13 protein-coding genes are annotated in these 12204 nt (G+C 71.1%); 10 read left to right on the top strand and 3 right to left on the bottom strand.

Translation table 11 applies throughout. The features are described 5' to 3' along the window. Positions 1–56: 56 nt before the first annotated feature. Positions 57–251, bottom strand: a complete 195-nt coding sequence (locus ACFQMF_RS12515; RefSeq protein WP_092566404.1) for a cold-shock protein — start codon at positions 249–251, stop codon at positions 57–59. Between the two features lie 152 nt (positions 252–403). Between ACFQMF_RS12515 and sdhC the strand changes: the two genes are divergently transcribed. The 6 genes from sdhC to ACFQMF_RS12485 all read left to right on the top strand — a co-directional run bounded on the left by sdhC (position 404) and on the right by ACFQMF_RS12485 (position 5165). Further along, on the top strand, positions 404–829 hold the full coding sequence (gene sdhC / locus ACFQMF_RS12510) for a succinate dehydrogenase, cytochrome b556 subunit (protein WP_092566405.1): 426 nt from the start codon (positions 404–406) through the stop codon (positions 827–829). Position 830: 1 nt separating this feature from the next. Then, positions 831–1202 (top strand): succinate dehydrogenase/fumarate reductase transmembrane subunit, encoded by a 372-nt coding sequence (locus ACFQMF_RS12505; protein ID WP_256408132.1) that lies wholly within the window; start codon positions 831–833, stop codon positions 1200–1202. A 7-nt stretch (positions 1203–1209) separates the two neighbouring features. Continuing rightward, positions 1210–2100, top strand: a complete 891-nt coding sequence (locus tag ACFQMF_RS12500) for a succinate dehydrogenase/fumarate reductase iron-sulfur subunit (protein ID WP_256408131.1) — start codon at positions 1210–1212, stop codon at positions 2098–2100. A 53-nt stretch (positions 2101–2153) separates the two neighbouring features. After that, the gene (locus ACFQMF_RS12495) at positions 2154–3983 is read left to right on the top strand and encodes an FAD-binding protein (protein WP_256408130.1); all 1830 of its coding nucleotides are present in this window, start codon (positions 2154–2156) and stop codon (positions 3981–3983) included. Between the two features lie 235 nt (positions 3984–4218). Continuing rightward, positions 4219–4446 (top strand): helix-turn-helix domain-containing protein, encoded by a 228-nt coding sequence (locus ACFQMF_RS12490; protein WP_256408129.1) that lies wholly within the window; start codon positions 4219–4221, stop codon positions 4444–4446. Positions 4447–4529: 83 nt separating this feature from the next. Further along, positions 4530–5165 (top strand): uracil-DNA glycosylase, encoded by a 636-nt coding sequence (locus ACFQMF_RS12485; RefSeq protein WP_256408128.1) that lies wholly within the window; start codon positions 4530–4532, stop codon positions 5163–5165. A 42-nt stretch (positions 5166–5207) separates the two neighbouring features. Here ACFQMF_RS12485 and ACFQMF_RS12480 read toward each other — a convergent pair whose 3' ends face one another. Then, positions 5208–6383 carry an NAD-binding protein gene (locus ACFQMF_RS12480; protein ID WP_256408127.1) on the bottom strand — a complete coding sequence of 392 codons (1176 nt, stop codon included), beginning with the start codon at positions 6381–6383 and terminating at the stop codon, positions 5208–5210. A 132-nt stretch (positions 6384–6515) separates the two neighbouring features. On the opposite strand from ACFQMF_RS12480, the gene ACFQMF_RS12475 reads away from it, so the two are divergent. Genes ACFQMF_RS12475 through ACFQMF_RS12460 form a run of 4 tightly spaced genes read left to right on the top strand, consistent with a single transcriptional unit; the run spans position 6516 to position 10625 of the window. Further along, positions 6516–7820 carry a potassium channel family protein gene (locus ACFQMF_RS12475; protein WP_256408126.1) on the top strand — a complete coding sequence of 435 codons (1305 nt, stop codon included), beginning with the start codon at positions 6516–6518 and terminating at the stop codon, positions 7818–7820. After that, a complete protein-coding gene (locus tag ACFQMF_RS12470; RefSeq protein ID WP_256408125.1) occupies positions 7817–9184 on the top strand; it encodes a DUF8167 domain-containing protein in 1368 nt (455 codons plus the stop codon). Before ACFQMF_RS12475 ends, ACFQMF_RS12470 begins: the two co-directional genes overlap by 4 nt. Before the next feature lie 22 nt (positions 9185–9206). Then, the gene (locus tag ACFQMF_RS12465) at positions 9207–9491 is read left to right on the top strand and encodes a ubiquitin-like small modifier protein 1 (RefSeq protein ID WP_256408124.1); all 285 of its coding nucleotides are present in this window, start codon (positions 9207–9209) and stop codon (positions 9489–9491) included. A 39-nt stretch (positions 9492–9530) separates the two neighbouring features. Continuing rightward, complete coding sequence (locus tag ACFQMF_RS12460) at positions 9531–10625, top strand: deoxyhypusine synthase (RefSeq protein ID WP_256408123.1); 1095 nt, start codon at positions 9531–9533, stop codon at positions 10623–10625. A gap of 391 nt (positions 10626–11016) precedes the next feature. Here ACFQMF_RS12460 and ACFQMF_RS12455 read toward each other — a convergent pair whose 3' ends face one another. After that, positions 11017–12051, bottom strand: a complete 1035-nt coding sequence (locus ACFQMF_RS12455) for an MsnO8 family LLM class oxidoreductase (protein ID WP_256408122.1) — start codon at positions 12049–12051, stop codon at positions 11017–11019. Between the last annotated feature and the right edge of the window lie 153 nt (positions 12052–12204).

Here is a 12204-nt window from a genome sequence, read left to right as displayed (position 1 = left end):
TCGGGGTCTAGAGCGGTCGAAAAGCCGATACAACCTTGAAACGTCGTCGTCAGCGGTTACAGACGGGTGACGTTCGTGGCGCGCGGACCCTTGTCCGCCTCCTCGATGTCGAACTCGACTTCCTGACCCTCCTCCAGGTCCGGGCCGCCGACGTCCTCCATGTGGAAGAACACGTCCTCGTCCGCGTCGTCAGTCTCGATGAATCCGTAGCCGCCGGTGTCGTTGAAGAAGTCAACCTTCCCTTTCGCCATTGCGTCCGTACGAGCGGGAGGAGTACATAAAAGGCTTCCGCGAGCGGGAGCGGCGTGACAGGCGGAGTCACACCCCGGCGAGCCGGGATCGTTTCGGGCCGTCCCCGCCGTGTTAGTAACTACTATACGACCCCAGTACGGAACCGTTAGACATGAGTCAGTCGTACAATCGAGGCCTCATCGAGGACTTCAGCCGGTGGCGGGAGTTCGAGGCGGGGATGTGGGCCTGGATCTTCCATAAGTTCACGGGGTGGGTGCTCATCGGCTACCTGTTCACCCACATCGCCGTGTTGAGCACCGGTATCCCGGCGGCGGGCGCGAGCGAGGCCGCGATCATGGCGGGAGAGGACGTGTACACCCAGACGATCGTCAGCCTCGAGAGCCTGCTCTTAGTGCGGCTCCTCGAAGTCGGGCTGCTGGCGGTGGCCGTCTTCCACATGCTCAACGGGACCCGGCTCCTCCTCGTCGACCTCGGCGTCGGTCTGGAGTCGCAGAACAAGAGCTTCTACGCGTCGCTGATCCTGACCGGAGCGATCACCGTCGCGTCGGTGCCGACGTTCATCGCGGGGGCGTTCTGAGATGGCCGAGCGCTACTCCTCGTTCCAGTCGGGCGGGCGGATGTGGCTGCTCCAGCGGGTCACGGCGGCGTTCCTGCTCGTCGTGTTAGCGTTCCACTTCTTCCTGCTCCACTTCGTCCACCACGCGGACGAGGTCTCGTTCCTCGCCAGCTCGGCGCGGATGGAGAACCTGAGCTACTACTCGCTGATGATCCTCTTCCTCGTGACCGCGACGTTCCACGGGGTCAACGGCGTCTACAACGCCCTCGTCAATCAGGGGCTCACCGGCACGAAACGCACCGTCATCAAGTGGACCCTCGTCGCCGCGAGCGTCGTCCTGATCGTGCAGGGCGTGCGCACCGCGAACGCGTGGGCCGGAATCGGACTCTACTGAACCGACCATGAGCACACAGATACCCAAGCAGACCGAGGAATCGAGCGAGACCGAGACCGAGGCCGACGTCGCCTCGAAGGGCGACGAGCGGCGGACCGAGAAGCGCCGCCGGGCCGCGGAGGAGCGCGCCCGCCGGCAGGCCGAAGAGGCCGAGAAGGCCGCGGCCGACGAGGACACGATCGAGCTGAAGGTGTTCCGGTACGACCCCGAGATCGAGGGGAAACAGGAGCCCCGGTTCGACACGTTCCACGTCCCGTTCACCAAGGGGATGACCGTCCTCGACGCGCTGATGTACTCGCGGGACAACTACGACTCCTCGCTCACGTTCCGCCACTCCTGCCGGCAGGCGGTGTGCGGCTCGGACGCCATGTTCGTCAACGGCGGCCAGAAGCTGGCGTGTAAGACCCAGATCGTCGACTTAGAGGAGCCGATCCGCGTCGAGCCGCTCCCGCACGCCGAGGTCGAGAAGGACCTCGTCGTCGACATGGAGCACTTCTACGACCAGATGGAGGCGGTCGAGCCCTACTTCCAGACGAACGAATACCCCGACGGCGAGCTGGAGGAGCAGCGCCAGACGCGGGAGAACCGCGAGAAGGTGAAGATGTCGACGCGGTGCATCTGGTGCGGCGCCTGCATGTCCTCGTGTAACATCGCCGCCGGCGACAACGAGTACCTCGGTCCCGCCGCGATCAACAAGGCGTACCGGTTCGCCATGGACGAGCGCGAGGGCGAGGACATCAAGCAGAAGCGGCTGGAGATCATCGAACAGGAGCACGGCGTCTGGCGGTGTCAGACCCAGTTCTCCTGTACCGAGGTGTGCCCGAAGGACATCCCGCTCACAGAGCACATCCAGGAGCTGAAGCGCGAGGCCGTCAAGAACAACCTGAAGTTCTGGTAGCGACGGGAGACACCCCTAAGTCACTCCAGATCCAACCGATTACCATACCAACAATGCACGAACACGACGTCATCGTTGTCGGCGCCGGGGGGGCGGGGCTCCGGGCGGCGATCGCGGCACAGGAAGCCGGGGCCGACGTGGCCATCGTCTCGAAGCTCCACCCGGTCCGCTCGCACACGGGCGCGGCCGAGGGCGGGATCAACGCGGCGCTGCGCGACGCCGACTCCTGGCAGGACCACGCGTACGACACCATGAAGGGGTCGGACTACCTCGGCGACGCGCCGGCGGTCGAGGCCCTCTGTCAGGAGAGCCCCGAGGAGGTCATCCAGCTCGAACACTGGGGGATGCCGTTCTCCCGCGAGGAGGACGGCCGGGTCTCCCAGCGCCCGTTCGGCGGGCTCTCGTTCCCCCGGACGACGTACGCCGGCGCCGAGACCGGCCACCAGATGCTCCACACGATGTACGAGCAGGTGGTCAAACGCGGCGTCACCGTGTACGACGAGTGGCACGTGATGGACCTGGCCGTCACCGACGAACCGGACCCGGCCGACCGCACCTGCCACGGCGTCGTCGCCTACGACATCCAGAGCGGCGAGGTCAGCGGCTTCCGCGCCGACGACGGCGTCATCCTCGCGACCGGCGGGATGGGCCAGGTGTTCGACCACACCACCAACGCGGTCGCGAACACCGGCGACGGCGTCGCGATGGCGTACCGCGCGGGCGTCCCGATGGAGGACATGGAGTTCATCCAGTTCCACCCGACGACGCTGCCGTCGACAGGCGTCCTCATCTCCGAGGGCGTCCGCGGCGAGGGCGGCATCCTCTACAACAGCGAGGGCGAGCGGTTCATGTTCGAGCACGGCTACGCGAACAACGACGGCGAGCTCGCCTCCCGCGACGTGGTCTCCCGCGCCGAGCTCACCGAGGTCAACGAGGGGCGCGGCATTGAGGACGAGTACGTCCACCTCGACATGCGCCACCTCGGCGAGGAGCGCATCCTCGACCGGCTGGAGAACATCCTCCACCTCGCGGAGGACTTCGAGGGCGCCGACGGGCTGACGGAGCCGATGCCGGTCAAGCCCGGGCAGCACTACGCGATGGGCGGCATCGAGACGAACGAGCACGGCGAGACCGTCATCGACGGGCTGTACGCCGCCGGCGAGTGCGCCTGCGCCTCCGTCCACGGCGCGAACCGCCTCGGCGGCAACGCGCTCCCCGAGCTCATCGTCTTCGGCAAGCGCGCCGGTCGGCACGCCGCCGGCGAGGACATGGGCGAGGCCGAGATCCCGACCGGGAAGGAGGGCGAGTGGGAGCCCGCCGACTACGAGTTCGGGGTCGAGGTCGGCGAGACGGGCGGCCAGGGGCCCGCCGCGGCCGACGGCGGCGCGGTGGCGACGGACGCCGACAGCGTGCTCGGCGCCGCGGTCGACCGGGCCAAGGACCGCGTCGACGCGCTGCTCTCGCGGCGGGGCCGCAACCACGCCGAGATCCGCTCGCAGGTCCAGGAGACGATGACCGCCAACGTCAACGTGTTCCGCGAGGAGGGCCGGCTCGAAGAGACGCTCGACGACCTCCGCGAGGCGCGCGAGGCGTACGAGGACGTCGCCGTCTCCGACCCGTCCCGGACGTTCAACACCGACCTGATCCACACGATGGAGACGCGGAACATCCTCGACATCGCCGAGGCGCTCACGATGGGCGCGCTCGCCCGCGAGGAGTTCCGCGGCGCCCACTGGCGGAAGGAACACCAAGAGCGGAAAGACGAGAACTGGCTGAAGCACACGCTCGTCTCGTGGAACGACGGGGAGCCCGAGCTCTGGTACAAGCCGGCCATCCTCGAAGGCGAGAACAAGACGTACGAGCCGAAGAGCCGCTCGTACTGAGCCGCCGACCGCGACGCGGGCCCGGTCCGACGGGAACCGCCTCGGCGCGGTCCCGTATGCGTCGTCGGTCGAAACGACCGGAGCGATCGGGAGCCGGTTCCGCCCCGACGCCGAACTCGCGGTCGCCGGTTCGCCGCGTTTCGCGCGAGTCGCTCCCGCTCTCGACCGCTTCGCGCCTTTTCGACGATCGTTGTATAGGGGGTTTATTATCGTCGAACTCAACGCTTCGAACAAGATGATAGAGACGAAGACCGCACGCACCGCGGCGCCGGCCCTGCCGCCGGAGCTGCAGTCGCCCCGCGCGAAGCTCGTGTACCTGTACCTGACCACGAACGGCGACGCCACCGTCTCGGAGATGGGCGAGTCGCTCGGCATGAAGAAAATCTCGCTGTACAGCATCCTGAAGACCCTCAAGCGGGAGGGGATGGTCGACTGCGACGGCGACACCTACGCGCTGAACTGACGCGCTCGCCGGGACCGTTCTCGACGCCGACCCCGCGACCTCGCCGGCGGAGCGTTTAGGGGCTCGGGGGGCGGAGTACGCCCGTGGACGCGAACCAAGAGGAGTTCCGGAACCCGTTCGGGATGGACGCGGCGTGCGAGAACTGTCCCGAGCTGTGCGACGCGCGGGAGCGCGTCGTCCACGGGTACGGCGACGTGGGCGCCGAGTTCCTCGTCGTCGGGACCGGGCCGACGGCGGCCGCCGAGGCGAACGGCGTCCCGTTCACCGGAGCGGGCGGCGGCGAACGGGTCCAGTCGATATTCGGCGACCTCGGGTTCGTGCGGTCGCCGCCGGACGCGACGGAGCCGGACGTCCAGAACCTGTTTCTCACGAGCCTGACGCGCTGTCGACACCCGGAGCGCGAGCCGACCGACCGCGAGGTCGACACCTGCGAGCCGTTCCTCAACGCGGAGATCCGGATGATCAACCCGCAGATCATCGTCCCCGTCGGGGACCGCCCGCTCCGCGAGCTCGCGGTCGAGTACACGACGCGCCGGCCGGACTCCTTCGACGTCGACGCCGAACACGCGACGACGATCCGCGGCCGCGGGTTCGAGCTGGTGCCGATGAAGGAGCCCGCGTCGATGACCGACGCCGAGGCCGACACGTTCCGCGAGCACATGCGCGAGAACGTGTTGAGCCGGGACTACCGGCAGACGAAGGGGCGGCAGAGCCGGTGAGAGCCGGCGGTCGGACCCCGGCGGACGGACCGCGGGCCGGCGTCAGCCGTCGAGGTCGACGTCGTCGAGGATCCCCTCGGTCGCCTCTTTGCTGTCCGCGCCGAACGCGCAGTCGACGAGGATGTGCCCGCCGAGCGTCGACGGCGAGATCACCTGGTCGGCGCCGGCGCGGCGGAGCTTGTCGACGTTCTCCCGCTGGGTCACCGCCGCGACGATCCGGACGTCGGGGTTGAGCTGGCGGGCGGTGAGGATGGCGAGCGCGTCGCGCGCGTCGTCCTCGGTCGCGGCGACGACGGCGCGGGCCCCGCCGAGGTTGACCCGTTCGAGCGGCTCCACGTCGCTGGGGTCCGCGGTGTACACCGCGACGTCGCGGTCGGCGAGCCGCCTGGCGGCGGTCTCGTCGGGGGTCACCACCGCGTACTCGACGCCGTCGCGGGCGGCGAGCTCTTCGAGAATCGGTTCCGTCAGGTCCCCGTAGCCGAGCACGAGGACGTGGTCGTCGAGGAGGTCGATCTGTCTGTCGGTCATCTTTCCGAGCGCCTTGGAGAGCTGCGCCTCGATGGCGGGCGTGAGGAGGACCCCGAGCGCCACCGCGAAGGCGGCGACGTTCACCACGAGCGAGGAGAGCGCGAACAGCTGCGCGATGTCGGAGGCGGGACCGGTCGCCGGGTGGACGTCGCCGTACCCCACGGTCGAGGCCGTGACGACCGTGAAGTAGAACGCGTCGACGATCGTCTCGATGCCCTCGAACTGGTCTCTGAGGGCGTACGAGCCGACCGTTCCGTACGCGACCGCCCCGACGAGCGCCGCGCCGGCCGCCAGCTGCGTCGGTGAGGGGCTGAACCGGCGGTCGAACCGCCCGCGGTTGATCACCAGCGTCGGCGCGGAGAGGATCGACAGCGCCACGAGCGGGAACGACAGCACGGACGCCTGTAACAGCCCCTGAAGCGCCGTCAGCGGGAGGAGCACCGCCGTCGAGTACCACCCGACGCGGTACCCGTTCCTCAGCGCGAACCCGCTCGCGAACATCGCGAAGCCGGTGATGGTCCCGGTGAACCCGACCGTCTGCCGGACGACGCCGCCCACGTACGGGGCGAGAGGTCCGTCGACCCCGAGTCCGCCGATCTGCGCCAGGCCGGCGAGGATGGAGAGAATCGCGACGGCGAACGTCAGGGCGATCGACGCCCGCACGGTCACCCAGTCACGGGTCAGCTCCATACCGGCCCGTCGCCGACGCCGAACTTAAACCCCGCGAGGGCGGGGCGGCGCCGCGGAGGGTCGCTCCGACGGCGACCACGACGCGACCGCCCCGCCGACAGGCGTTTAAACGCCCCGCCGAGTGTGAGGCGTATGTCACTGCCGGTCGAGATCGTCTTCGGGATCTACCTCGGGATCATCACGGGGATCGTCCCCGCGCTGGTCTCTGGGGTGCTCGGCTTCGTGTTCAAGTACGTCACCGGGGTGACGATCCCGGGGCTCGGGGTCGTCGTCCTCGCGCTCGCGATCGCCGGCATCAACGGCGGGCTGCTCGCGCTCAACGACGAGACGATCCGGTCGTCGGAGCGCGCGCCGGCGATCCTCACGGCCATCGTGGTCGTCCTGATGATCTCGCTGTACGCGCACGCCAAGGGCGACACGCTGGGCGCCAGCGTTCCGAAACGGCTCTCGCTCCAGCAGCTCCGCGACCGGACCCTCTCGACTGACGTCGTCGAGCTGGTCGGCGGTCGCGGGCGGGTCACCGTCGAGATCCCCGGCGAGGTGAACGACATGGAGGGGTACCCGCCGCTACCGTCTGAGACGCGCCGCGCGATCGTCGACGGCGAGTGGATCTTCCCGGCCGACCTCCCGCTCGCCGAGCTGGAGGACCGCTTCGCCGAGCGGCTCCGGACCGAGCTCGACCTGGCGGACGTCGCCGTGCGGATCGACGAGCGCGCCAACGCGACGGTGGCCGCCGCCCCGCCGACCGGCGCGCTGTCGAAGCGGGTCCCGCAGGGGAAGCGCGCGGTGTCGGTGCCCGCGCTCGTTCCCACCGGGATCGCCCGCGGCGACGTCGTGCGGGTGATCGCGTCCGACCTCAGCGTGGACGGGACGGTGCTGGCCGCCCGGACGAGCGGGAAGCCGGAGCCGGGGGCGTCGACGCCGGCGGCCGGCGGCTCGGAGGGCGACGCGGTCGACGGGAGCGAGCGGAGCGACTCCGAACCCCGCGGGGACGGCGACGCCAGGACCGACGGCGGTAGCGCGTCGGAGGCGGGCCCGCCGGCCCCGCCGGTCGCGAGCGCGCCGACGACGACCGGCGGGGAGGGGCGGGTGACGGTCGCCGTCGACCGGTCGCGGGCGACGGCGCTCCTCCGCGCGGCCCGCGGCCGGGTCCTCGTCCTCTCCCGCGGCACGCGCCGGGAGTACGAGCTGACGACGCTGCTGCGGCGGACGGGGAAGCGGTTCCGAAAGGTGTCCGTCGTCCCCGGTGGGGCCCTCGACGGCCACACCATCGGCGAGGTCGGCGTCCGGGAGGCGTACGACGTCGCCGTCCTCGCGGCGCGCCACGACTCGTGGACGATCGCGCCGAGCGGCTCGCAGCCCCTCTCGGCCGAGGACCAGCTGTTCGTCGTGGGGAGCCGAGACGCGCTCGACCGGTTCGCGGAGGTCGCGAGATGACCGCGACCGCGGGGGCGATCGCGCCGGTCGCCGCGGGGCTCGGCGATCCCGCGGGTCCCCTCGTCGCGGTCGCGGCGCCCGCGGTCGACGTCGGCTTCGCGCGGCCGCGGCAGGCGGCGGTCACGCTCGTCACGTTCGCGGTCCTGTCGGTCCTGATCGCGGGGTCGGCGGCGCTGACGTACCGCTGGTACTTCCGCGACGAGATCCCCGAGGGAGTCACGGTCCTGCTCGGCGTCTCCGTCGTCGCACTGTACCTCAACACCACCTCGCTGGGCGCCATCGCGGTCGGGGACAGCCCGGCGCTGCTCGAACCGGGGAGCGTCTTCTTCAACGTCGTCTCGCTGGGCGTCGCGGCGGTCACCGCTCCCGGCGGTCGGTACGCCGGGGACCGGCTCGCGGTCGACGTGTTCGCGCTCTCGGGCGCCAGGCAGCTGGAGGGGGAGCTGTCCGGGATCGTTCGGGCGGTCGGGCGGTTCACCGCCGTCACGCTCCCGCCGGCGGAGGAGATCGAGGACATGGACACCTACGACCCGGTGTCGCCGGAGAAGAAGGCCGAGATGGCCGGGAAGACGCTGCTGTTCGCGCGGAAGCTCTCCGGCGAGGAGCTCCGCGAGCGGCTCGTCGCCCGCGTGAAAGGCGATCACGGCGTCGGCTACGTCGACGTCGACGTCACCGGCGACGGCGGGGTCGAGTACTTCGCGGTGGGCTCCCGCGCGGCGGGGCTCGGCCCGACGCTCGCGCCGGGGTCGGCCGCGGTCGCCGTGGCCGCAGACCCGCCGAACAACGCGACCGCCGGCGACGCGGTCCAGCTGTGGCGGACCGACCCGGAACCGAAGCGGGTCGCCACCGGCGAGCTCCGGGGCGTCGCCGGCGACGCGGCCACCGTCGTCCTCGACGAGTCCGACGCGGAGCGGCTCGCCGAGGAGGGGTCGTACCGGATCGTGACGCTGCCGGCGGAGCCGCAGGCCGACCGGGAGTTCGCCTCGCTGCTCCGGAACGCCGACGAGACGATGGCCGCGATCGCGGTCGGCGCCGGGAGCGCCCTCGCCGGGAGCACCGTGGGCGAGGTCGAGGTCGTCGTCGCCGCCGTCCGGCCCGAGGCGGGCTCGGTCCAGCCGATCCCGCCGCGGTCGTACGCCTTCGCCGCCGGCGACCTGGTGTACCTGGTCGGTCGCCCCGACGCGCTCCGCCGGTTCGAGGGCGACGCCGCCGGCGAGCGCGCGGACCCGTCGACGGTCACCCCGTCGCCCGAGTCCGGCGACGGCGACGCCGCACCGGGTGACGCCGACCCCGAGTCCGGCGATCCTGAATCCGGCGACGCCGACGTCGACGCCGGATCGGAGGACGGGACGCAACGCTCTTGAGGCGTCCGTGCGGGGCTCACGTATGGAGTGGAAGCTGTTCGCGGACCTCGCCGAGATCGCCGGCGGCCGCGCAGTCGAGGTGGAGGCGTCGCCCGGCGACACGGTCGGGGACGCGCTCGACGCCCTCCTCGACGCGCACCCCGACCTCCGGGACCGCGTGCTCGACGACGGGGCGGTGGCCGACCACATCAACGTCCTCCGGAACGGGCGGAGCGTCCGCGACGACGAGGGGCTGGAGACGACGCTGGAGGCGGGCGACGAGCTGGCGCTGTTCCCGCCGGTGAGCGGGGGGTCGACCGAGCGGTAGATCGGTCGTTTCAAACGGTCGCCCGCCGCATCACCCGACATGAGCGACGGCGACGAGCACGACGGTGAGAGAGCCGACGACGGCGAGGGACACGGCGACGAGGGCGACGACGAGCGCGACGACCCCCACCGCGAGGAGTTCCACGAGGACCCGGTCGGGCACACGCGCGCGACGGCGGACATGACGGTCGGCCAGCTCGTCGAGGGGTACGGCGACGCCGGGATCGGCGCGGCGTCGGTCAACGAGGCGGGCGACGTGCTCGCGGAGATGTTCGCGAACGAGGACTGCACCGTCTTCCTCTCGCTGGCGGGCGCGATGGTGCCCGCCGGGATGCGCCGGATCGTCTCGGACCTGATCCGCGACGGCTACGTCGACGCCCTCGTGACGACGGGCGCGAACCTCACCCACGACGCGATCGAGGCGATCGGCGGGAAACACCACCACGGCCGGACCCACGACCCCGAGAAGAGCCTCCGCGAGCACGACGAGGGGCTCCGCGACGAGGGCGTCGACCGCATCTACAACGTCTACCTACCGCAGGAGCACTTCGCCGCGTTCGAGGGGCACCTCCGCGAGGAGGTGTTCCCGGCGCTGGAGGCCGATCCGGACGCCGAGGGCGACGACGCCGTCTCCATCGCCGACCTCACCCGCGAGCTCGGCCGCGCGAACGCCGCGGTCAACGAGCGCGACGACGTGGCCGAGGACCCCGGCGTCGCCGCCGCGGCCTACGACTGCGACGTCCCGATCTACTGCCCCGCCGTGCAGGACTCGGTCCTCGGGCTCCAGGCGTGGATGTACGCGCAGACGGCCGACTTCACGCTCGACGCGCTCGCCGACATGACGGAGCTGACCGACCTCGCGTTCGAGGCCGACGACGCGGGCTGCCTGCTCGTCGGCGGCGGCGTCCCGAAGAACTTCACCCTGCAGACGATGCTCGTCACGCCCCGCGCGTACGATTACGCGGTCCAGATCACGATGGACCCGGAGGCGACCGGCGGGCTCTCCGGCGCCACGCTCGACGAGGCCCGGTCGTGGGGGAAACTGGAGAAGGACGCGCGCAACGCCTCCGTCTACGGCGACGCGACCGTCATGCTGCCGATGCTGATCGCGGCGGCCCGCGAGCGCGTGGAATAGGGTTCCCGGTGCGGTTCCGTCCGCGTCATCGTTTATAAATAGCGGGTGCGGTGGCGCGTGCCTCCGAGCGGTCGCCGTCGGCGACCGCGAGGAGCACGCGCGAGGGACGCGGCGAACGCGAGCGGCGAAGCCGCGAGCCGTGAGCCGCGAGGCTGGGGAGGCGTGAGGTGCGGTCGCTGTGCGGTCGGGTGGGACTCAAAGGGGCAGCCGCGAGGACGGCGCAGGCGAAGCAAGCACTAGAGGGAGCGAACGAAGTGAGCGACTGAAGCGCGCAGCGAGCGTGCGCCGTCCTCGCGGCTGGGGCTTTGGAGGCGTTCACCGTCGATCCGTAAGCAACCATTTATAAAAGAATAGTCGCGGGACCGAGAGTACGCCTCGAATCGACACCCAACTAAGCACGCGAGTCTAGGTCCATCGCCTCGGCAAGTAGCGCGTGCGACGCCAGCGCGTCCCCGTGGTCCGGCACCGCGTGCTGGATCATCACCTCGTCGACGCCGACGCGGTCGGCCAACTGCGCTAACACCCCCGCGATCGTCTCCGGGCTCCCGGAGACCGACCGCGGCCACTCGTCGGCGTCGAGCGTCGCGGGCGTCGGCTCCGGAACGCCGCCGAGCTCGTCGATCGCCGCCTCCACGCTCGGCGTCGAGTCGCCGAGCTCGCCGCGCCGCATGCGCCTGAACGTCGCCTCCGCGGGCGCGCGGCGACGCGCCGCGGCTTCGTCGGTCTCGGCGGCGACCGCGTTGACCGCGACCATCCCGGTCGGCTCGTCGGGGCCGCCGGGGAGCGCGTCGGGCTCGAACGCCTCGCGGTAGGCGGCGAAGGCGCGCTCCGCGAACCCCGGGCGGATGAAGCCGGCGAAGCAGTAACGGAGCCCGAGCTTGCCGGCGATCTCGCCGCTGGCCGGGCTCGATCCGAGCACCCACGGGACCGGTGGGCCGTCCCCCGAGCGCGGGACCCCGAGGTCGGCGTACTCGTGCCCGTCCGGGTAGTCGTCGTAGAGGTGGCTCACGAGCGCGCGGATCCGCTCCTCGTGGTCCTCGTCCGGGTTCTCGACGCGGCGGTCGGTCCCGAGCGCGCGGTCCGCGGCCGGCGGGCCGTTCGCCCGACCGACGCCGATGTCGACGCGCCCGGGCGCGAGCCCGTCGAGCGTGCCGAACGCCTCGGCGACCTTGAACGGGCTGTAGCGGTTGAGGAGGACGGCCCCGCTGCCGAGCCGGATCTCGTCGGTCGCCGCCGCGAGCCGCCCGAGCAGCACCTCCGGGGTCGTCCCCGCGAGGCGGTCGGTCCGGCCGTGGTGCTCGGCGACCCAGAACCGCGAGTAGCCGAGTCGCTCCGCCTGCTCGGCGGCCGCGACGGTGTTCGCGAAGGCGTCGGCGGCGGTCCCGTCCGCGGGGACCGGCGAGAGGTCGACGACGGAGAGGTCCATGTCCGCGCTCGGCGACCCCCGGTGGTAAGCGTTCGGTCGACGGCGGAACTATGGGGGTTCGGTCGACGGCGGAACTATGGGGGTTCGGGCGACGGCGGAACCGTCGGGGATTCGGACGACGCGGTGAGATCGCGAGGTCCGAGCAGAGCGGCC

It is taken from the genome of Halorubrum rutilum (genome assembly GCF_042665015.1).
Taxonomy (GTDB): domain Archaea; phylum Halobacteriota; class Halobacteria; order Halobacteriales; family Haloferacaceae; genus Halorubrum; species Halorubrum rutilum.
The sequence above is the reverse complement of the archived record's forward strand: the minus strand, read 5'-3'. Positions and strand labels throughout refer to the sequence as shown.

Excerpts from the sequence above, each read along its gene's own strand:
- ACFQMF_RS12460 (WP_256408123.1), top strand. The coding sequence starts at position 9,531 with ATGAGCGACGGCGACGAGCACGACGGTGAGAGAGCCGACGACGGCGAG.
- ACFQMF_RS12470 (WP_256408125.1), top strand. The coding sequence starts at position 7,817 with ATGACCGCGACCGCGGGGGCGATCGCGCCGGTCGCCGCGGGGCTCGGC.
- ACFQMF_RS12500 (WP_256408131.1), top strand. The coding sequence starts at position 1,210 with ATGAGCACACAGATACCCAAGCAGACCGAGGAATCGAGCGAGACCGAG.
- ACFQMF_RS12515 (WP_092566404.1), bottom strand. The coding sequence starts at position 251 with ATGGCGAAAGGGAAGGTTGACTTCTTCAACGACACCGGCGGCTACGGA.
- ACFQMF_RS12505 (WP_256408132.1), top strand. The coding sequence starts at position 831 with ATGGCCGAGCGCTACTCCTCGTTCCAGTCGGGCGGGCGGATGTGGCTG.
- ACFQMF_RS12465 (WP_256408124.1), top strand. The coding sequence starts at position 9,207 with ATGGAGTGGAAGCTGTTCGCGGACCTCGCCGAGATCGCCGGCGGCCGC.
- ACFQMF_RS12455 (WP_256408122.1), bottom strand. The coding sequence starts at position 12,051 with ATGGACCTCTCCGTCGTCGACCTCTCGCCGGTCCCCGCGGACGGGACC.
- ACFQMF_RS12490 (WP_256408129.1), top strand. The coding sequence starts at position 4,219 with ATGATAGAGACGAAGACCGCACGCACCGCGGCGCCGGCCCTGCCGCCG.
- ACFQMF_RS12475 (WP_256408126.1), top strand. The coding sequence starts at position 6,516 with ATGTCACTGCCGGTCGAGATCGTCTTCGGGATCTACCTCGGGATCATC.
- ACFQMF_RS12480 (WP_256408127.1), bottom strand. The coding sequence starts at position 6,383 with ATGGAGCTGACCCGTGACTGGGTGACCGTGCGGGCGTCGATCGCCCTG.
- sdhC (WP_092566405.1), top strand. The coding sequence starts at position 404 with ATGAGTCAGTCGTACAATCGAGGCCTCATCGAGGACTTCAGCCGGTGG.
- ACFQMF_RS12495 (WP_256408130.1), top strand. The coding sequence starts at position 2,154 with ATGCACGAACACGACGTCATCGTTGTCGGCGCCGGGGGGGCGGGGCTC.